The 19,449-nt window shown below is 75.9% G+C and carries 17 protein-coding genes; 7 read left to right on the top strand and 10 right to left on the bottom strand.

Annotation, left to right across the window (positions count from 1 at the left end; translation table 11 throughout):
• Positions 1 to 15: 15 nt before the first annotated feature.
• The 3 genes from N555_RS0116915 to N555_RS28400 are packed head-to-tail and all read left to right on the top strand — an operon-like array spanning position 16 to position 1,774.
• A complete protein-coding gene (locus tag N555_RS0116915; protein ID WP_029432683.1) occupies positions 16 to 852 on the top strand; it encodes an alpha/beta fold hydrolase in 837 nt (278 codons plus the stop codon).
• Positions 849 to 1,277: a hypothetical protein gene (locus N555_RS28405; RefSeq protein ID WP_051684176.1), complete on the top strand. Its 429-nt coding sequence runs from the start codon at positions 849 to 851 to the stop codon at positions 1,275 to 1,277. The genes N555_RS0116915 and N555_RS28405 overlap by 4 nt, the downstream gene beginning before the upstream one ends.
• Complete coding sequence (locus tag N555_RS28400; protein WP_051684175.1) at positions 1,274 to 1,774, top strand: GNAT family N-acetyltransferase; 501 nt, start codon at positions 1,274 to 1,276, stop codon at positions 1,772 to 1,774. The genes N555_RS28405 and N555_RS28400 overlap by 4 nt, the downstream gene beginning before the upstream one ends.
• Before the next feature lies 1 nt (position 1,775).
• On the opposite strand, the gene N555_RS0116900 is transcribed toward N555_RS28400, so the two are convergent.
• From N555_RS0116900 to N555_RS0116865, 8 genes are all read right to left on the bottom strand, one after another.
• Positions 1,776 to 5,099 carry an ATP-dependent helicase gene (locus tag N555_RS0116900; RefSeq protein ID WP_081866303.1) on the bottom strand — a complete coding sequence of 1,108 codons (3,324 nt, stop codon included), beginning with the start codon at positions 5,097 to 5,099 and terminating at the stop codon, positions 1,776 to 1,778.
• A complete protein-coding gene (locus N555_RS0116895) occupies positions 5,096 to 8,281 on the bottom strand; it encodes an ATP-dependent helicase (RefSeq protein WP_081866302.1) in 3,186 nt (1,061 codons plus the stop codon). The genes N555_RS0116900 and N555_RS0116895 overlap by 4 nt, the downstream gene beginning before the upstream one ends.
• Before the next feature lie 56 nt (positions 8,282 to 8,337).
• Positions 8,338 to 9,090: a biosynthetic peptidoglycan transglycosylase gene (locus N555_RS0116890; protein ID WP_051684174.1), complete on the bottom strand. Its 753-nt coding sequence runs from the start codon at positions 9,088 to 9,090 to the stop codon at positions 8,338 to 8,340.
• A 91-nt stretch (positions 9,091 to 9,181) separates the two neighbouring features.
• Entirely contained in the window at positions 9,182 to 9,472 is a 291-nt protein-coding gene (locus tag N555_RS0116885) for an MGMT family protein (protein WP_029432677.1), read from the bottom strand.
• 1 nt (position 9,473) lies between these two features.
• Positions 9,474 to 10,055, bottom strand: coding sequence for a TIGR03086 family metal-binding protein (locus tag N555_RS0116880; RefSeq protein WP_081866301.1), 582 nt, complete (start codon positions 10,053 to 10,055; stop codon positions 9,474 to 9,476).
• A gap of 79 nt (positions 10,056 to 10,134) precedes the next feature.
• Positions 10,135 to 11,295: an adenylyltransferase/sulfurtransferase MoeZ gene (gene moeZ, locus N555_RS0116875; protein WP_029432675.1), complete on the bottom strand. Its 1,161-nt coding sequence runs from the start codon at positions 11,293 to 11,295 to the stop codon at positions 10,135 to 10,137.
• A 100-nt stretch (positions 11,296 to 11,395) separates the two neighbouring features.
• A complete protein-coding gene (locus N555_RS0116870) occupies positions 11,396 to 12,184 on the bottom strand; it encodes a DUF3152 domain-containing protein (protein WP_231502897.1) in 789 nt (262 codons plus the stop codon).
• A gap of 397 nt (positions 12,185 to 12,581) precedes the next feature.
• Complete coding sequence (locus tag N555_RS0116865; protein ID WP_029432673.1) at positions 12,582 to 13,619, bottom strand: alpha/beta fold hydrolase; 1,038 nt, start codon at positions 13,617 to 13,619, stop codon at positions 12,582 to 12,584.
• A gap of 68 nt (positions 13,620 to 13,687) precedes the next feature.
• Between N555_RS0116865 and N555_RS0116860 the strand changes: the two genes are divergently transcribed.
• Positions 13,688 to 14,326 (top strand): TetR/AcrR family transcriptional regulator, encoded by a 639-nt coding sequence (locus N555_RS0116860; RefSeq protein ID WP_051684173.1) that lies wholly within the window; start codon positions 13,688 to 13,690, stop codon positions 14,324 to 14,326.
• A gap of 114 nt (positions 14,327 to 14,440) precedes the next feature.
• Positions 14,441 to 14,677 (top strand): DUF3107 domain-containing protein, encoded by a 237-nt coding sequence (locus N555_RS0116855; protein WP_029432671.1) that lies wholly within the window; start codon positions 14,441 to 14,443, stop codon positions 14,675 to 14,677.
• Here the strand turns inward: N555_RS0116855 and N555_RS0116850 are convergent.
• Positions 14,661 to 15,506, bottom strand: coding sequence for a glycerophosphodiester phosphodiesterase (locus tag N555_RS0116850; protein ID WP_051684172.1), 846 nt, complete (start codon positions 15,504 to 15,506; stop codon positions 14,661 to 14,663). The genes N555_RS0116855 and N555_RS0116850 overlap by 17 nt on opposite strands.
• Positions 15,503 to 16,153 (bottom strand): ferritin-like fold-containing protein, encoded by a 651-nt coding sequence (locus N555_RS0116845; RefSeq protein ID WP_029432669.1) that lies wholly within the window; start codon positions 16,151 to 16,153, stop codon positions 15,503 to 15,505. The genes N555_RS0116850 and N555_RS0116845 overlap by 4 nt, the downstream gene beginning before the upstream one ends.
• Before the next feature lie 156 nt (positions 16,154 to 16,309).
• On the opposite strand from N555_RS0116845, the gene N555_RS0116840 reads away from it, so the two are divergent.
• Both N555_RS0116840 and N555_RS0116835 read left to right on the top strand, forming a co-directional pair.
• Complete coding sequence (locus tag N555_RS0116840) at positions 16,310 to 18,241, top strand: DEAD/DEAH box helicase (RefSeq protein ID WP_231502895.1); 1,932 nt, start codon at positions 16,310 to 16,312, stop codon at positions 18,239 to 18,241.
• Between the two features lie 14 nt (positions 18,242 to 18,255).
• Positions 18,256 to 19,413 carry an outer membrane protein assembly factor BamB family protein gene (locus tag N555_RS0116835; RefSeq protein ID WP_231502893.1) on the top strand — a complete coding sequence of 386 codons (1,158 nt, stop codon included), beginning with the start codon at positions 18,256 to 18,258 and terminating at the stop codon, positions 19,411 to 19,413.
• The last annotated feature ends 36 nt before the right edge of the window (positions 19,414 to 19,449 follow it).

Here is a 19,449-nt window from a genome sequence, read left to right as displayed (position 1 = left end):
GCTAGCGTTCGGGGCATGACCGCCAGCCTGGAGCGCGTGGACGTCGGCGACCTCACCTTCGACGTCCGGGCCGACGGCCCCGAGGACGGCCGGCCGGTTCTGCTGCTGCACGGCTTCCCGGAGACCTCGCTCTCCTGGGCCGCCGTCACGCCGCTGCTGACCTCGGCCGGACTGCGCACCTACGCCGTCGACCAGCTGGGCTACTCCCCCGGCGCGCGACCGGCCGAGGTGGACGCCTATGCGATGACCAACCTGGCCCAGGTGACCGCCGACCTGATGACCGCGCTGGACGCGCCGGTGGCCGACGTCGTCGGTCACGACTGGGGTGCGAACACCGCGTGGGCGCTCGCCGCGTGGCACGGCGACCGGGTGCGCTCGCTGACCGCGGTGTCGGTGCCGCACCCGACCGCGTTCACCGCGGCCTTCCGCAGCGATCCCGAGCAGAAGGAGCGGTCGGGGTACATCCGGCTGTTCTGGCAGGAGGGCAAGGCCGAGGAGGTCCTGCTGGCCGACGACGCCCGCCGTCTCCGCCGGATGTTCGGCGGCGTGGTGCCCGAGGAGTCGGTGGACGAGTACGTGGCGGTGCTGTCGGCGCCGGGCGCCCTCACCGCGGCGCTGAACTGGTACCGGGCGATGAGCTCGTCGACGCCGGTGGACGACGTCACGGTGCCGACGACGTTCGTGTGGAGCGACGCCGACGTGGCGATCGGCCGCATCGCCGCGGAGGGGTGTGGCGAGTACGTGTCCGGGGACTACCGCTTCGTGGAGCTGCCCGGCGTGAGCCACTGGATCCCCGAGGAGGCTCCCGAGGCGCTGGCACGGGCGATCCTGGACCGCATCGCCTCGACGTGAACCGGCTGTCGTTCACCGAGGAGATCCCGGACGAGGCTCATGACATCCGTTGGGTGGTCCCGCGGATCGACGGTGCACCGCTCCCCGAGCTCGTCCGGTCCGCTGCCGCGTCGAGGGGCCTGCAAGAGCGGCGTCGGGCCCGCCGCAGCGTCCACTCCTTCGGCTTCGTCGAGATCGGCCCGTCCGGAGCGCCGCTGGTGGAGCCACTGCTCGCGGGCGGCCCGGCTGTCGTGGTCCTCGGCTGTGGGTGCGGGAACCTCGGCTGCGGGGACTTGGAGGCGGACATCCGGATCACGGACACGACCGTCACCTGGGCCGACTTCTCGCCGCCGACCGAGCCGCCGCTGGTCCTCGAAGGTCTCGGGCCGTTCGTCTTCGACGCGGACGCCTACCGGGCAGCCGTGGAGGGACTCCGGGAGGCGTGACCGGTCCGGTGGCCCTGCGCGTGCCGACCGACGCCGATGCCGAGGTCTGGGCGGAGCTCTTCGACGACGCCGAGGTGATGCGGTACGTCGGGAGCGGCGAGGTGCGCGACCTCGACTGGTACCGGGCGTTCGTCCGGCGGCAGCAGGAACTGGCCGACACGACCGGGCTCTGCCTGTTCGCGCTCCTGGTCGGCGACGAGGTGGCGGGCTTCACCGGGATCCAGCCGTGGCCCCAGCCGTGGGGTCCGGTCGGCGAGCTGGAGGTCGGCTGGCGGCTGGGGCGGCGGTTCTGGGGGTCCGGCTACGCGACGGCGGCGGCCTGGGAGGTCCTGGACCGGGCACGACAGCGCGGGCTGACTCGCGTCGTCGCGCTGATCCACGCGGGAAACGGCGCCTCGCTGGCCGTAGCGCGCAAGCTCGGTCTCACGGAGGAGGCGGTGCTGCAGGCGCCGGACGGTGCATCGGTCCGCCAGTACGGCGGGACGCTCACCGGCTGACTCAGGCAGTCCCCTCCACGAGGGCCAGGAGTCCGGCCTCGTCGAGGAGGTCGACCGGGCGGAGGGTCAGGTTCGCCGCGACGTGGTGGAACCCGGCGCTGACCTGCTCGACCGGCACCCCGGCCAGCCGCGACCAGCCCAGCCGGTAGGCGGCCAGCTGCACCCCGGCGGCGGTCAGCTCGGCGCCCTTCGGCGGCGGGCCGGTCTTCCAGTCGATGACCTCGAAGCGGCCGCTGTCGTCGGCGAAGACGGCGTCGATCCGCCCGCGCAGCGTCAGCGGACCGAGCGGCGTCTCGAAGGGCACCTCCACCTCCACCGGCTGGCGGTCGGCCCACTCACCGGCGAGGAACGCCTCCTGCAGATCGGCCAGCGAGCTGTCCGGCACCGCCAGCTCGTCGCCGGAGCCGGGGAGCTCGTCGAGGTCGAGCAGGCGGGAGGCGCCGAAGCGCTCCTCCAGCCAGGCGTGGAACGCGGTGCCGCGTCGGGCCTGCGGCGCGGGGGCGGCGGGCATCGGGCGGCGCAGCCGGCGGGCGAGCTCGGCCGGGTCGCGGCGGAGCGTGACCAGGGCGGAGACCGACAGGTGCGAGGGCAGCGGCACCTCGACCTGGGGCCGGTCGGTGCGGTGGCGCTCGCGCAGCAGCAGGTCGGCATCGCGCACCCAGGAGTCGACCAGCTCGTCGTCGGCACCGAGCCGGTCGGCGTCCAGGGGGTGCGGCGCGGAGTTGGCGACCAGCTCGGCGGCGGCGGTCAGCGCGCGCCGGCGTGGCTCGGACAGCGGGTCGGCCGGCCAGACGCCGACCGGCCACTCCTCCAGTGCCGGGTTGGTGGCTCCCTCGGCGGGTGGCTCGGCCCAGTGCACGACGACTCCGGCTCCGGCGGCGCAGGCCCGGCGCGCGGTGTCGAGGAGGACCGAGGGGCCACACGGCTTCACGCCGTCGCGCCACCAGCTCCCGGAGCACAGCAGCAGGTGCCGGGCTCGGGTGACCGCCACGTAGCCGATGCGGATCTCCTCGGCGAGGCCGAACTCCTTCCACTCCGCCACGTAGTCCTCGAGCGCGGCGCGGACCACCGCCTGGTCGCCGGAGCCGGGCACCGGCAGCTTCAGCCGCGGCAGCTCCTCCCGGTCGGTGAGGCGCAGGTCGACGGGCATGGAGCCCGGGTCCTTGACCCAGGAGTCGCTGCTGTCGGTCCGCGCCGGGAACTGGTCGGCGGTCATGCCCGGGACGGCGACGACGTCCCACTCCAGCCCCTTCGCGGAGTGACCGGTGAGCAGCTGCACCGCCTCCGGGTTGACCGCCACCTCGCCCGGCTCCAGCCCGCGCTCCCGCTCGTCGGCGTCGCGCAGGTAGCCGAGGAAGGCCGGCAGCGACGGCAGCTCGGCGAGTTCGGTGAACTCCGCGGCGACGGCGTGCAGCGCGTCCAGGTGCGCCCGGGCGCCGGCCGGACTGACGCCGGGTGCGCTGGCCAGCTCGGTCTCCAGGCCCAGGGTGCGGGCGACCTCGTCGACCAGGTCGGGCAGCGCGTCACCGAGCCGGCCGCGCAGCCGGTCGAGCTCGGCGCCCAGCCGGCGCAGCCGCCGCCAGGCCGCGGTCGAGTAGGCCGACGCGTCGCCGAGGTCGTCGAGCGCCTCGATGATGCTGCCGCGCTCCGTCGGCGGCTCCGGTGCCGTGCCGTCGGCCGGACGCTCGGGCTTCCGGGCGTGCACGAGCGCGCGGGCGCGGGCCTCCAGGGCGGCGAGGTCGCGGGGGCCGATCCGCCACCGCGCGCCGGTCAGCAGCCGGCCGAGTGCGTCACCGGCGGTCGGGTCGACCAGCACCGTGAGCGTCGCGACGACGTCGGAGACCTCGGGCACCTCGAGCAGCCCGCCGAGCCCGACGATCTCGACGGGCAGGTCGCGCTCGCGCAGGGCGGCGGCGATGGCGGCCAGCTGCTTGCGGGTGCGGACCAGGACGGCGACGGTGGGCCGCCCGCCGCCCTGCCGGGGCCGGAACTCCGGATCGGTGCCGTGCCAGCAGGCGGCGAGCCGGTCGGCCAGGGCGGCGTTCTCCTCGGCGACGGTCTCGTACAGCCCGACGGTCACCGCACCGCGCGCCGCGGTGGGCGCCGGGGCGAGGTCGGGCAGCTCCTGCGGCGGCGGCGGCAGCAGCCCGGAGACGGCGTTGGCGATCGCGAGCACCGACTCGTCGTTGCGCCAGCTGGTGGCCAGGGTGAGCCGCTGGGCGGGCTTGCCCCGGGAGCCGGGGAAGGTGCGGTCGAAGCGCTCGATGGTGCCGGCCGAGGCACCGCGCCAGCCGTAGATGGACTGGCGGGGGTCGCCGACGGCCAGCACCGGGTGGCCGGTGGTCCGGCCGAACAGCGCTTCCAGCATCCGCAGCTGGCCGACGCTGGTGTCCTGGTACTCGTCGAGCAGCACCACCTGCCAGCGGGCCCGCTCGCGGCGGCCGACCTCGGGCGCGGCGACGGCGATGCGGGCGGCGTGGCTCACCTGGTCGGCGTAGTCGATGGCTCCGGCCGCGCGCTTGCGGGCCTGGAACGCCTCCACCAGCGGGAGCAGCGCGACCCGGGCGCGCTGCCGGGTGAGCATGTCGAGCACCGGGGCGTAGGGCCCCTTCTTGCGCGGGGCGTCGGCGTAGCTCGCGATCTGGTGCTGCAGCGTCGTCGTCCAGGCGCGCAGGGCGGCCGGGCTGACGTCGTGCTCGCCCAGCTCGGCGGCCAGGGCCAGCACGTCCTCGACGGTGGAGACCAGCCCGAGCGGGACGTCGTCCATGTCGCCGGTGTAGCTGGTGACGACGGTGGCGGCCTGCCCCCAGCACATGGCCGGGCCGAGCACGCCGGCGCCGGGCTCGACGCCGATCCGCAGCCCGTGCTCGGCGACCAGCGCGGCGGCGTACCCGTGGTAGGTCGACACGGTGGGCATGGCGATCGCGAGCCGTTCGCGCAGCTCCGGTTCGGTCTCCGGGTGCCGGGCCAGGGCGCTCAGCCGCAGGCGGATGCGCTCGTTCAGCTCGCTGGCGGCCTTGCGGGTGAAGGTGAGCCCCAGGATCGCCTCGGGCTCGACGACCCGGTTGGCGACCAGCCACGACACCCGCGCGGCCATGGTCTCGGTCTTGCCCGACCCCGCTCCGGCGACGACGACCAGCGGCCGGTCGGCGGGCGCCGCGACCACCCGCGCCTGTTCGGCCGACGGCGCGTAGGAGAGCCCGCACCGCTGCGCCACCTCGGCCGGTGAGAGCACCCGCTTCGGCGTGGGGACCGGCTCCGGCACACCGCCGAAGAGGTCGTCGAAGGAGAGCTGCTCCTCCGCCGGTGCCCGGCGGGCGCTCACGCGGTCACCTGGCGACCGCGCTCGTGCAGCGGGCAGGTCCGGCGGGCCGGGCAGCGGGAGCAGTGCGACCCGGTGCGCACCTCGAAGGTGGCCGCACCCATCCCCTCGCCGACCTCGGCCAGCAGCTCACCGGCCCAGGTCTGCTCCACCGGCACGTCGGCCGGCAGCGGCTCCTGGTGCTGCTCCTTGGCCTTGGCGCCGGTGCCGACCTGCAGCAGCGCCGCCCCACCCGGCTGGGCGCCGTGGTCGCCGAAGGCGCCCTGCGCGATCGCGACCTGGTAGGCGGCGAGCTGGCCGTGGGTCTCGATCTCCCGCGGCGCGCTCTTGCCGGTCTTCAGGTCGACGACGACGAGCCGGCCCTCCGCGTCGCGCTCCAGCCGGTCGACCTGACCGCGGATGCGTGCCCGGCCGAGGACGACGTCGAAGTCCGCCTCGGCCTCCAGCAGCTCCCGGCCGTTGGCGGCGTGCCAGCGCAGGAACCGGTCGAGCATGTCGTGCGCGCCGACCCGCTGGCGCTGGTCGGACCACCCGGGCCCGAGGTCGAGGAGGTCGAGCTCCGCGGCCAGCGCCTCCTTCGCCTCGGCGGGCGGCAGGCCGTCGGCCACGCGCTGGGCCACCGCGTGCACCGCCGTCCCGACCGTGCGGGTGGCGTCGGGCGAGGCCTCGGCCCCCACGGCGCCGAGCACCCAGCGCAGCGGGCACCGCTGGAACGTCTCGATCGCCGACGGCCGGACCCGCACCGTCAGCTCCTCGGGTACCAGCGGCGCGTCGTCCGACAGCGGCGCGAGGCCCCACCAGTCGCCGGGCGCGGCACCCGGTACGTGCTCCTCGGCCAGCCGGCGCAGCACCGCGGCGGCGGCCGAGCGGCGGGCCGGCGGGGTCTGCGGGTCGGTGACCGCCCGGCGCAGCTCGGCCACCAGCGCGGGCAGCGTCAGCGAGCGGGGCAGCGGGGTCAGGCGCCGGCCGTCCTCGGGGGGCGGGGACACCAGGTCGAGGAAGCGGGAGGCGGTCGCGCCCGCGTCGGCGCCGTCCAGCGCGCCCTCGACGGCGGTGACGACCAGCCGGCGCCGGGCGCGGGTGCAGGCGACGTAGAACAGCCGCCGCTCCTCGGCCAGGGCGAGGGTCCGCCGGTCGACCGAGGCGCCGTCGATCCCGGCGGCCCGCTCGACGAGGAGCTCGGCGCCCAGCAGCGAGCCGCGGTCGCGCAGGTCCGGCCACAGGCCCTCCTGCACGCCGGCCACGCAGACGACGTCCCACTCCAGGCCCTTGCTGGCGTGTGCGGTGAGCACCCGCACCGCATCGGGGGTGGCGGCGCGCGCGGCGCCGGTGTCACCCGGCAGCTCCTGGGCGGCCAGGTGCTCGACGAACGCCCGGACGTCGGCCGACGGCAGCCGGTCGACGAACCCGGCGGCGGCGTCGAACAGCGCCACGACGGCGTCCAGGTCGCGGTCGGCTGCGGCCCCTACGGCGCCGCCGGCGGCGCTGGCCCGGGCCCACTTCGCGGCCAGGCCGCTGCGCTGCCACATCGCCCACAGCACGTCCTCCGCGGTGCCGCCGACGGCGAGCGCGGCGCGGCCGGCGGCGAGCACCCCGGCCACCCGGGCGGCGGGACGGGCGAGGTGCTCGGGGACCTCGGCGAGGAGGAACTCGTCGGTCAGCACGGTGGCCAGGGGCGCGCCCCGCTCGGCGGCGTCGATGCCGCGCTGGGCGAGGGCGATGCGCACCGCCCGCCGGAGCCGGCGCAGGTCCAGCACGGTGGCGCTGCCCAGCGGCGAGGCCAGCAGCGCCTCGGCGGCGGGCTCGTCGAGCGGCAGCTCCCCCTCGGGCACCCCCGGCCGCGGCAGCAGCACGGTCAGCAGGCCGAGGAACGGCGCGACGGCGGGCTGGGCGTGCAGCGGCAGGTCGTCGGCGGAGACCGCGACGGGCACCCCCGCGGAGCTCAGCGCCCGGCGCAGCGGGCCCAGCGCGACCGAGGTCCGGACGACGACGGCCATCTCCGACCACGGGACGCCGTCGAGCAGGTGGGAGCGGCGCAGCGCGTCGGCGACGTAGGCGGCCTCGACCGCGGTGGAGCCGAAGACGTGCACCTCGCCCGAGCCGGGTGCGGTGCCGTCGGCCGGCTGCAGCCGCCGGTGCTCCCACGGCCCGGGCAGCCCCTCGGCGACCCGCCGGCTGATGGCCAGCAGCTCGGCGCCCGAGCGCCGGCACACGCCGAGCGACAGCCGCTGGGCGGGGCGGCCGTCGGCGTGCCGGAAGCGCTCGGGGAACTCGACGATGCCCCGCGGCTCGGCACCGCGGAAGGCGTAGATCGCCTGGTCGGGGTCGCCGACGGCGACGAGGTCGCCACCGCCCCCGGCGAGCAGCTCGAGCAGCTCCACCTGGGCGGGGTCGGTGTCCTGGTACTCGTCGACGAACAGCCAGCGGGCCCGCTCGCGCTCCTGGCGCAGCAGCTCCGGATCGGTCGCGAGCTCGGCGATCGCGGCCCGGACCAGCTCGGCGGGGTCGTAGCCCGAGGCATCCCCCCGGCCGGCGGTGGAGAAGGCGGTGACGGCCTCGTACTGCTCCTGGAAGGCGGCGGCGTGCACCCACGCGTCGTGGCCGAGCTCCCGGCCCCACGCGGCCAGCGCCTCGGCGCCGACGCCGCGCTCGGTGGCACGCAGGAGCAGCTCGCGCAGCTCGGTGCGGAAGCCCGCCGTCGCGAGGGCGGGCGTGAGCGACTCCGGCCAGCGGACCGCTCCCTCCTCGGCCAGGTCACCGCGCAGCAGCTCGGCGACGACGGCGTCCTGCTCGGCGGCGGTGAGCAGCCGCGGCGGCGCCTCTCCGCGCAGCAGGGCCGCCCGGCGGAGCACGCCGTAGGCGTAGGAGTGGAAGGTGCGGGCCAGCGGTTCGCGGATCGTGCGCGCGACCCGCGCGGTGATGCGGGTGCGCAGCTCGGCGGCGGCCTTGCGGCTGAACGTCAGGACGAGGATCTGCTCGGGGTCGACGCCCGCGTCGATGCGCGCGGCGACCGCCTCGACGATCGTCGTCGTCTTCCCGGTGCCGGGACCGGCGAGCACCAGCAGCGGACCACCCGGGTGGTCGACGACCGCCTGCTGGGTCGGGTCCAGCCGCGGCCGGGCCCCCTGCGGCTTCTCCTGCTGCACGAGCCGGTAGACCGGCTCGACCTCCCCCCGAACTGCCACGCCTCTATGGGAGCACGGGTCACCGACACTCCCGGGGCTGGTGCGGAACCCGGGACTCAGCCGCCGAGGAGGTCCCACGAGGCCGGGCCGAGTTCGTCGGCGTCCGCCCTCGAGAGCGCCCCGACGTCGACCAGCCGGTCGAGCACGTGCTCCTGGCGCGCGGCCGCCCGGTCGGGGTGCTCGAGCGGGTCGTAGGCGCTGGGCGCCTGCAGGAGACCGGCCAGCAGGCTGGCCTGCGACCAGGACAGCTCGCCGGGGGCGAGCCCGAAGTAGCCCTCGCTCGCCGCGGTGACGCCGGTGAACCCGTGCCCGAAGTAGGCGCTGTCCAGGTACATGCGCAGCAGCTCGTCCTTGGTCCAGTGCGCGTCGAGCTTCACCGCGAGGACGACGGAGCCCAGCCGGGCCAGGGCGTCGTTCGCCCCGTCCTCGTAGAGGTTCTTGGCCAGCTGCTGGTCCAGGGTCGAGCCGCCGAGGTCCTCACCGGTCAGCACGCCCCACGGGGCACGGAGGGCGCCGCGCCAGTCGATGCCCGCGTGGCCGGCGAAGCGGCTGTCCTCGGTGGCGAGCACGGCGGCGACCACGCGGTCGGGGAGCTCGCCCTCCAGCGCCGGTGCGCCGTGCGCGGCCAGCAGCGCGTCCGCCCGCTCGCGGGCGTCGCCCACGCCGGGGGTGGCCAGCCACGCCGAGGCGGTGAGGACCAGGAGGAGCAGCACCCCGACCAGTCCGGTGGCCGCGAGCCGGCGGACCAGCCGCCGGGCGCGCGGACGGGGCGGGTGCGGTGCAGGCGGCCGGACGAGCGTCGTGTGCATGCCGACAGTCCATCTCCGCAGCTCACCTCGGCGCGTCGGCCTGCGGGACGATCACGGCCGGCCGGGCGTCAGACCCCGGGACGACGGCGGGTCAGTCCGGCCAGCCCACCGCGCGCAGGTCCACCCGGCCGTTGCGCACGGGCACGCCCTCGCCGGCCAGCAGCTCCAGCTGGCGCGCCCGCACCGGCTCGGCGGCCGTCCCGTCGGCCCGGATCACCCGGAACCAGGGCACCGCTCCCCCGCCCTGCGCCAGCGCCCGGGCCACCCGCCGGGGGCCGACGCCGACCAGCCGGCCGATCGCGCCGTAGGTGCTCACCCGGCCGGGCGGGATCGCCTCGACCGCGTCGTACACCGCCTCGTCGACGTCCGCGGGGTCTGCCACCTCAGGCGCGGCGGCCGAAGCGGGCGAGCACCCGCACCTGCTCGGGAGCGCCGTCCGGCACCTCCAGCGGCGGGTCGAACAGCCCCGGCACGCCGTCGTCCGGCAGCCGGTCGGCCAGCACGGCCGCGGCCCGCACGAGCGCCGGGTCGATCCGCACGTCGCCGCCGGTGGCGGAGGCGAGGTCCCAGCCGTGGACGACGAGGTCTGCGGTCAGCTCCTCGACGTACTCGCGCACCGGCGTCGGACCGCGGGTCAGGTGGACCGTGCCGGCGAGGTCGCCGGTGGCCAGGGCGGCGAGCGCGGCGTCGGCTGCGGTCTCCCACGCCGTCAGCGGGTCGTCGCCGAGCAGGTCGTCGGTGGCGTGCGAGAACCGGGGGTCGACCAGCTCGGCGGGGTCACCGGCCAGCAGGTCGGGGATCCAGCGGGCCTCGTCGACGAGGTGGGCGACCAGGTCGGCGACGGTCCAGCCGGGCAGCGCCTCGTCGTCCCACCGGCCGGCCTCGACGGCGTCGACCAGGTCGGTGAAGGCGTTCTGGGCGCGCTGGAAGAGCTCGAGCAGTGCGGCGTCGTCGGCGGGGGGCACGTCGTCCAGTCAACCCCGCACCCCCGACACGACGCAGGGCCCGCCCCCGGTGGGGGGCGGGCCCTGCGGGCGGCACGGCCTAGTAGGTGGGCAGTGCCTTGTCGATGCGGGTCGCCCAGGCGGTCACGCCGCCCTGGACGTGGACGGCGTCCTTGAACCCGGCGTTCTTGATCGCCGCGAGGACCTCCGCGGAGCGGACGCCGGTCTTGCAGTGCAGCACGATCGGCCTGTCCTGCGGCAGCTGCGACAGCGCCCGGCCCGACAGCAGCTCGTCCTTGGGGATGAGCTTCGCGCCGGGGATCGACACGATCTCGTACTCGTTGGGCTCCCGGACGTCGATCAGCTCGAAGTCCTTGCCGGCATCCATCATGTCCTTGAGCTCGTCGACGGTGATCGTCGCGCCCGCGGCCGCCTCCTGCGCCTCGGTGGAGACGACGCCGCAGAAGGTCTCGTAGTCGATGAGCTCCGTGATCGGCTCACCCTCGGGGTCCTTGCGCACCTTGATCGTGCGGAAGGTCATCTCCAGGGCGTCGTAGACCATCAGCCGGCCGAGCAGCGTCTCGCCGATGCCGGTGATCAGCTTGACCGCCTCGGTGGCCTGGATGGCGCCGATCGTCGCGCAGAGGACACCGAGCACGCCGCCCTCGGCGCAGCTGGGCACCATGCCGGGCGGCGGGGGCACCGGGTACAGGTCGCGGTAGTTCGGGCCGTGGTCGTTCCAGAAGACCGAGACCTGGCCGTCGAAGCGATAGATCGAGCCCCACACGTACGGCTTGTTCAGCAGCACGGCGGCGTCGTTCACCAGGTACCGCGTGGCGAAGTTGTCGGTGCCGTCGACGATGAGGTCGTAGTCGGCGAAGATCTCCAGCACGTTCTCGCTGTCCAGCCGCGTCTCGTGCAGGCGGACGTCGACGTAGGGGTTGATCTCCTTGATGGAGTCCCGCGCGCTCTCGGCCTTGGACCGGCCCACGTCGGAGGCGCCGTGGATGATCTGGCGCTGCAGGTTCGACTCGTCGACGGTGTCGAACTCGACGATGCCGAGCGTGCCGACACCGGCGGCCGCCAGGTACATCAGCACCGGCGAACCCAGGCCACCCGCGCCGACGGCGAGCACCTTGGCGTTCTTGAGTCGCTTCTGCCCGTCCATGCCGACGTCGGGGATGATCAGGTGGCGGCTGTAACGGCGGACCTCGTCGATCGACAGGTCGGCGGCGGGCTCCACCAGCGGTGGCAGGGACACGCTTGCTCCTCGGGTTGCGGACCGCGGCCCCTCCCGGAGCCGGCCTTGGTTCGCACAACAGCGTCCCAGGTGCCGTTCTTCCCGCCGCCCGCCCCCCGGCTCAGGCGGGGTAGGGCCAGGGGTTCTTGGTGCAGCCCTCCAGTCCGAGGGTCTGCTGCTGCATGACCGGGGCCAGCTCGCCGGCGCCCCCGCACTGCTCGTGCCCGTTGCCCAGGGCGTGCCCGACCTCGTGGTTCACCACGTAGAGGCGGTAGGTGGCGACGTCGCCCTCGTAGTCGGGGACGGCGGTCTCCCAGCGCGCCAGGTTGATGACCGCACGGTCGCCGTACCGGCAGGACGTGTACCCCTGGGTGCCGACCCCCGGGCAGTAGGTCTCCATGTTGCCGGGGCTGATCAGGCTGACCTTGAAGTCGTAGTCCCCGGCTGCCTCCTCCTCCACGCCGACGCGCTGGAAGGACATCTGCCCGCCGTTCCCCCACCCGCGAGGGTCGGCCAGCGTCTGCTCGACCGCGGCGGCGAAGGCCACCCCGTCGACGCCGATGCCGTCCTCCACCTCGACGGCGAAGCGCTGCAGCGGCCCGGTGCCGTAGACCGGCGAGGACCCCGGGACGACGGTGACGGTGCCCGCGCCCTGTTCGACGTAGGTGGCCGTGGCCGCCTCGGACGGCGTCGAGGTCGGCGCCCCCTCGCCCACGGCCGCGGCGGTCGGGGCCGGCGTCCCGGGGCCACCCACGTCGTCCGACCGCTCCGCCGCCGACGAAGACGCCGCCGCGGCCGCACCGGAGGCCGGGTCGGCGTCGGCGTCGGTGCGCGCGAGGTCGACCAGCGCCAGCAGCGTGGCGACGGTCAGCAGCGGGATGGCGTAGGCCCGCCACCCGTGGCGCAGCACGAAGCGGCGCAGCCGTCCGGGCGGCGGACCGCCGCGCCGCGGCGGCGGACGGCGGTCCTGCGGGTCGAGCGGACGGCGGTCGACGGGACGACGGTCGACGGACGCGAGCCGCGCACGCGACGAGACCGGCCGCGGCGGCAGCGGAGGCCGGGGCGGGGGCGGACGGCGGACCCCGGCGGGCGGCACACCCGGGAGGCGCTCGACCCGGCGGTCACCGGCGTCGGCAGCGGGGCGTCGGCTGCCGGTCCGGCTCCCGGACGGCGGTGCTCCCGCCACGCGCGCCCTCCCGCGGATCCTCGATCTGCCGGCCGACTGCGGCCACTCACCAGAGTCTCACGATCACCAGCGGTGAGCAGAGTCCACACCCGGGCGAGTCGCACGGGTCAGGCGTGTCGGCTCACGGCGCGTCACGGACCTCCACCGCTCCCGCGTCGGCGTCCTCGACGAGTCCGAGCACCGCCCGGGCGGTCTCCTCCGGGGCCTCGAGCATCGCCACGTGGCCCACCCCGGGGAGCAGCTGCAGGCGGCCGTCGGGCACCGCCGCGGCCAGCCGCGGGGCGAGCGCCGGGTCGACGAGCCGGTCGCGGTCCCCCCAGACCACGAGCGTCGGAACGCGCAGCGACCGGGCCATCCGCCACGCGTTGGCCGCACCCACGCGCAGGTAGGAGGTCATGAGCCCGCGCATGCTGCGGGCCAGCGCGCGGTGTGCCCAGGCCTGCTCGGCGCGCTCGCGCATCTCGGCCAGCGCCTGCTCCAGCCGCTGCGGCGGGATCCGCGACGGGTCGCCGAAGCACATCGAGACCATGCCGCGCACCTGCTGCTCCGGCGTCACCCCGGCCAGGCGGCGCTCGGCGACCGACGGCACGCCCGGGAGGAGGAGCAGCAGGAGCGCCGGGCTGAAGGCCTTCGGCACCCGGTAGACCGGCATCGCCGGGGAGATCAGCGTGAGGGTGGCGACCAGGTCCGGGCGGCGGGCGGCGACCATCAGGCTGACCAGGCCGCCGAGGGAGTTCCCGAGCAGGTGCACCGGTCGGCCGGCGGCCTCCCCCGGCTCGGCGACCACCTGCTCCAGCACGTCGATCACCGCCTGCACGTGGCCGCGGATCGAATACGAGCCGCGCAGCGGCGGACGGCTCAGCCCGAAGCCGGGCAGGTCCACCGCCCAGCCGTCGAACCGGACGGCGAGCAGTCCCGCGAGGTCGGTCCAGTTCGTCGAGGCACCGCCCAGGCCGTGCACGTAGAGCGCCCGCTCCCGGGGCGCACCGGCGTCCGACCGGTCCACCGGACCGCGCCAGGGCGTCCGGCGGACGAACACCTCGCCGCCGCGGACCGGCATGGGCGAGCCGGGCCAGGCCGCCGAGGCGGTGTCGAGCGGGGGCAGCGCGGCGTCGGACAGCCGTGCGGACGACGGACCGGAGCCGGCGGGTCGGGGCACCGGGGAACGGTAGAACGCCCCGCTCCGGTACGCGCGCCCTGGTGACCCGTCGGTAACATCCCCTCGCCATGTCACTGTCGCGCCCGTCACCCGCTCCGGTCCGCCGCACGTCGCGCCTCCCGCGGAGCGCGCGGCGGCTGCAGCTGCTCCAGGCCGCGCAGGAGGTGTTCGTCGCGCAGGGGTTCCACGCCGCGGCGATGGACGAGATCGCCGACCGGGCCGGGGTCAGCAAGCCCGTGCTGTACCAGCACTTCCCCGGCAAGCGCGAGCTCTACCTCGCCCTGCTGGAGCTGCAGGTCACCGAGCTGGCCGACCGGGTGCGCAACGCCATGTCCGGCACCGAGGACAACCAGGAGCGCGTCGACGGCGCCGTCGGGGCGTACTTCGACTTCATCGACGCCGAGGGCGAGGCGTTCCGGCTGGTCTTCGAGTCCGACCTGCGCAACGACGACGACGTCCGCACCCTGGTCGACCGCGGCACCCGCGACTGCGTCGAGGCGATCGCCGAGGTCATCGGCGCCGAGACCGGCGCCGACCACGAGCGCTCGCTGCTGCTGGCCGCCGGGCTCACCGGGCTGGCCGAGACCAGCGCCCGCTGGTGGCTGGCCAGCAAGGGCTCGGTGAGCCGGGACGAGGCGGTGGCCTTCATGTCGGCGCTGGCCTGGCGCGGGATGTCGGGCTTCCCGCGGGTCGACGGCGGCGCCTGACGCCGCGACCGCCGCCCCACGCCGTTCGCTGTCGGCGCAGCCGCAGGACAGGTCCCGCCGGCGGCCGCTGGACTAGCGTGGTCGCCAGCTGAGCAACTCGAGGAGGCATCCAGCGTGGAAGTCAAGATCGGTGTCCAACACTCCCCCCGGGAGCTGGTCATCGACAGCCCCAAGACCCCCGACGAGATCGCGGCCGACGTGGCCGCGGCCATGAGCGGTGCCACGAAGGACGGGCTGCTCTCGCTCGTCGACGATCGCGGTCGCCGCGTCGTCGTCCCGGTGGACCGGATCGCCTACGTGGAGATCGCCCCGGCCGACAAGCCGCGCGTGGGATTCATCGCCGGCGCCTGAACGGAACCGACTGCCTCGGGGCGTCCTCTCTGCGGAGAGGGCGCCCCGTCGTCGTCCGGGCCAGCTCGCGGCGCAGCCGCAGCGCCCGCTCCGGGAAGTTCGTCGTCACCAGCCAGACGCGGTCGTCCCGCAGCCAGGCCCGCAGTGCCGCCGGGCCGTCGACGGTCCACACCAGCAGCGGCAGCCCGGTGCGCCGCGCCCAGCGCGCGCCCCACAGCCTCGCCTGGTCCCGCGGGCAGACGGCGAGGTTCGCGTCGCAGGCCCGCAGCCGCCGGCCGGGCAGGACCTCGCGGAGGCGTCCGGTGAGCAGGGCGACCAGCCCGCTGCGCCCGACGTCCCGGCTGAGCGCGAGCCCGACGAGCAGCTCCGGGTGGCGCTCGCGCGACCAGGTCCGGACCGCGGCCACCGCCGCGTCGTCCAGCCCGGTGACGACGACGTTGCCCGCGCCCATCACCTCGACCACGTGCCGCACCAGCACGACCTCCTCGGCCGGGGCGACGTCGCCGGCCTCGGGGCGGGAGGCGAACTTCAGGTCCAGGTGGACCCGGGTGCGGCCGCGCAGCACCGCGAGGGCGTCGTCGAGCAGCAGGTACCTCCCGGCGCGCGCGGCGAACTCGGCGAGCGACAGCGACGCGATCGGGATCCGCCGGTTGCCCTCGCGGATCCAGGCGTCGTGGTGGACGACGTGGACGCCGTCGCGGCACCGCTGGACGTCGACCTCCACGTACTCGCACTCGGACCCGGCGGCGTCGCGCAGCGCCTCGAGGGTGTTCTCCCGCGCGACGTCGTCCCCGGCACCGCCGCGGTGCGCGGAGATCAGCGGCGTCACGGGTTGAGGCCCAGCGCCCTCATCCGGTCGGTGTGCGCGCTGGTGATCCGCTCGATGAGCCGGCCGATCCCGGACAGGTCCCCGGTGCCGGCCATGATCAGCTGCGCCAGGTCGTCCCGCTCGGCGATGACGGCCTGCGACTGGGTGATGGCCTCGCCCACGAGCCGCCGGCCCCAGAGCGCCAGCCGGCCGGCCACCTTCTGGTTGCTCGCGATGGCGGCGCGCACCTCCCGGACGGCGAAGTCCGCGTGCCCGGTGTCGGCCATGACCTCGAGGATCAGCCCCCGGTCGGGTTCGGGCAGGAAGGTCGCGACCTCGCGGTAGAAGTCGGCGGCCAGCCCGTCCCCGACGTAGGCCTTCACCAGGCCCTCCAGCCACGTCCGTGGCCGGGTGCTGGTGTGGAAGGCGTCCAGCGCGGCGACGAACGGGCCCATCGCCGCGACCGGGTCGGCCCCCAGCTCGACCAGCCGCTCGGTGAGCCGTCCGTGGTGGCCGAGCTCCGCGGCGGCCATGCGGGCCAGCGCGGCGTGACCGGTCAGCGTCGGGGCCATCCGGGCGTCCTCCGCCAGCCGGTCGAAGGCGGTCAGCTCGGCGTAGGCGAGCGCGCCGAGGAGGTCGACGACGGCGCGGGTCTCGACCGTGGCCACGGAACTCCTCTGGTCGTGCGGGGGGTGGTCTGGGCGGGCGGGGCGGGTGCTCGCGGGTCAGCCGACACACTGCGGCACGGAGGCTAGCCGTCGCGCGCGGTAACATGGGGGTCGGTGGGCCCTCCGGCCCGCCAGATCCACGTGCGCTGACACGTCATGGACGACGCCCCGCAGAGCCCCTCCCGGGCGCGGGGCAGTCTCCCGGGCAGCCCTCGCAGGGACCCGGTCCGCTGGCCGCGTCGGCGCTGGAGAGAGATCCGCGACAACCGACCGAGGAGCGGACCGCAGCGACGACGTCGTCGTTCCCGGTGCCCGCTCCCCCAGCAGACCGAGGCGAGAGCACTGACCTCCACCGAGAACACCCCCACCACCCCCGAGCTCGACCACGCCGAGACCGGCGCGCCCGCTCCGGAGCAGATCGAGCAGTCCGTCGAGGAGCTCGGCGGCGCGCCGGTCGCCCCCGACAGCCCGCTGTTCAGCGACTTCGACGTCCACCCGGACATCGTCGCGTCGCTGGCCGACGTGGGCATCCACCGCACGTTCGCCATCCAGGAGCTGACCCTCCCGCTGGCGCTGGCCGGCAACGACCTGATCGGCCAGGCGCGCACCGGCACCGGCAAGACCCTCGGGTTCGGCGTGCCGATGCTCCAGCGGCTCTCCCCGCCCGCCGAGGGCGGCGACGGCGTGCCGCAGGCCCTGGTCGTCGTCCCGACCCGTGAGCTGTGCGTCCAGGTCGCCCGCGACCTCGGCGCGGCCGGCACCCGCCGCGGCATCCGCGTGCAGGCCATCTACGGCGGCCGCGCGTTCGAGCCGCAGATCGAGTCGCTGCGCACCGGCGTCGAGATCGTCGTCGGCACCCCCGGGCGGCTGCTCGACCTCGCCCAGCGCGGCGACCTGATCCTCGGCAAGGTCAAGGTCCTCGTCCTCGACGAGGCCGACGAGATGCTCGACCTGGGCTTCCTGCCCGACATCGAGCGGATCCTGGCGATGGTCCCGGACAAGCGGCAGACGATGCTCTTCTCGGCCACCATGCCGGGCCCGATCGTGACGCTCTCCCGGTCGTTCATGACCCAGCCGACGCACATCCGCGCGCACGGCAACGACGAGGGCAGCACGGTCCCGCAGACCACCCAGTTCATCTACCGGGCGCACAACCTGGACAAGCCCGAGCTGCTCTCCCGCGTGCTGCAGGCCCGCGATCGCGGTCTGGTCATGGTCTTCTGTCGCACCAAGCGCACCGCGCAGAAGGTCGCCGACGAGCTCGTCGACCGCGGGTTCGCCGCCGCCGCCGTGCACGGCGACCTCGGCCAGGGCGCCCGCGAGCAGGCCCTGCGGGCGTTCCGCAGCGGCAAGGTCGACGTCCTGGTCGCCACCGACGTGGCCGCCCGCGGCATCGACGTCACCGGCGTGAGCCACGTCGTGAACTACCAGTGCCCCGAGGACGAGAAGACCTACGTGCACCGGATCGGCCGCACCGGCCGGGCCGGCAGCACCGGCGTCGCGGTGACGCTGGTCGACTGGGACGACATCCCCCGCTGGCAGCTGATCAACAAGGCCCTGGACCTGGGCTTCGACGACCCGCCGGAGACGTACTCCACCTCCCCGTGGGTCTACACCGACCTCGACGTCCCCGAGAACGCCAAGGGCCGGCTGCCGCGCTCGCAGCGCACCCGCGAGGGCCTGGAGGCCGAGACCCTCGAGGACCTCGGCGAGACCGGCAAGCGCAACCGCCCCACCGGCGGCGGCCGCGACGGCGGCCGGGACGGCGCCCGCGACAGCCGGGGCCCCGCGCGCGACGGCGCGAGCGGTCCGGGCGACGGCGAGGCCGAGCGTCCCGCGGGCCCCCGCACGAGCCGTCCGCGTCGCCGCACCCGCGGTGCCGGTCCCGCCGCCGAGGGTGCCGCGGCCGCCTCGGAGGGCCGGTCGACGGACTCCCCGGACGCCGCCGTCGCCGGTGGCGAGGCCGGCTCCGGGCAGGGTGACGGCCCGGCGCGGCCGCGCCGTCGTCGTCGCCGCGGCGGCGCCGGCCGCGGGAGCTCGGGCGGCTCCGCGAGCCCGGCTGCCTCCGGCGGCGGTTCCGACTCCTGACCCTCCGGTCCCCGATGCCCCGACTGCGCCGCCCGCCGCTGCGGGTCTGGGTGTGGACCGCGGCCACCGTCGCCCTCGTGGTGGTGGCCGCGCTCCTGTGGCGCGGCTCCGACGCCGCGGCCACGGAGAGCACGACCGCAGCGCCGGCCGACGTCCCCGAGGGGGCGCCGGCCGGCGCCGTCTCCGCGGCCTGGTCCGCCGACGGCGACCCCGTTCCCGGGACGCCCGTGCAGGCCGGCCGGGTCCTGCTCGGTGAGCCGCACGGCGTCCGCGCGCTCGACGCGGTCACCGGCGAGGAGGCCTGGCACTACACGCGCGCCAACGCCCGCCTGTGCGACGTCACTGCCGTCGACGGGCGGGCCGTCGCGGTGTTCGCCACCGCCGGGCGCTGCGACGAGGCCGTGGCCCTCGACGCGGGCACCGGCGTGCGGCGGTGGACCCGCAACCTGGACCTGCGGCCCGACGCCTCCCTGACCAGCTCGCCCGGCATGGTCCTGGCCACCTCTCCCACCGGCGTGGTGGCGCTCGACCCGGGCAGCGACACGCTGCGCTGGCGGGCCGCCGTCTCCGAGGGGTGCCGGATCGAGTCCGGCGCCACCGGCAGCGCGGGCGTCGTCCTCCTGGAGTCCTGCGACGGGACGGCGCGGCTGCGCGGTCTGGACCGCGGCGACGGCGAGCAGACGTGGAGCCGCGACCTGCTCGTGCCCGACGACGCCGGCCCGGTGCAGCTCGCCGGGGTCGGCCGCCTGGTCGCGGTGGTGGCCGGCGACGAGCTGCAGGTGTTCGAGGGCGACACCGGGACGTCGCTGCCCGCCGTCCCGCTTCCCCAGGAGACCGCGGACGACGCGCCGCCGGCGGCCGTCGAGGCGATCGGCAGCCTGCTCGTCTGGGCGCGCGGCACCACCGTCGTCCTGGAGCAGTCCGACGGGGGGCTGCTGTGGTCGCGGCCCTCGCTCGGGCTGCCCGCGGTGGACCAGGAGAAGGCGCTCGACGTGGTCGGCCCGCCCGTGCTGGTGCCCGAGGAGGGCGCGTTCGTGTCCCGCGACCCGCGCACCGGCGAGGAGACCGGCCGGATCACCGTCGACGGCGAGCTGCCGCCCGGCGGCCGGACGGCGACGGCCGGGCCGGTCGTCGTGTACCGGCTGGACGACCGCGTGCTCGCCTTCGCCTGAGGACCCGCTCGGCATCCGTCGCCGCGGCGGGGTTCA

This window comes from Blastococcus sp. URHD0036 (genome assembly GCF_000701365.1).
Classification (GTDB): Bacteria; Actinomycetota; Actinomycetes; order Mycobacteriales; family Geodermatophilaceae; genus Trujillonella.
This window is presented reverse-complemented; position numbering and strand designations above follow the sequence as displayed.

Bases quoted from the DNA above. Each gene is read 5' to 3' on its own strand.
- N555_RS0116835 (WP_231502893.1), top strand. From the start codon at position 18,256: ATGCCCCGACTGCGCCGCCCGCCGCTGCGGGTCTGGGTGTGGACCGCG.
- N555_RS0116915 (WP_029432683.1), top strand. From the start codon at position 16: ATGACCGCCAGCCTGGAGCGCGTGGACGTCGGCGACCTCACCTTCGAC.
- N555_RS0116860 (WP_051684173.1), top strand. From the start codon at position 13,688: ATGTCACTGTCGCGCCCGTCACCCGCTCCGGTCCGCCGCACGTCGCGC.
- N555_RS0116890 (WP_051684174.1), bottom strand. From the start codon at position 9,090: ATGCACACGACGCTCGTCCGGCCGCCTGCACCGCACCCGCCCCGTCCG.
- N555_RS0116840 (WP_231502895.1), top strand. From the start codon at position 16,310: ATGGACGACGCCCCGCAGAGCCCCTCCCGGGCGCGGGGCAGTCTCCCG.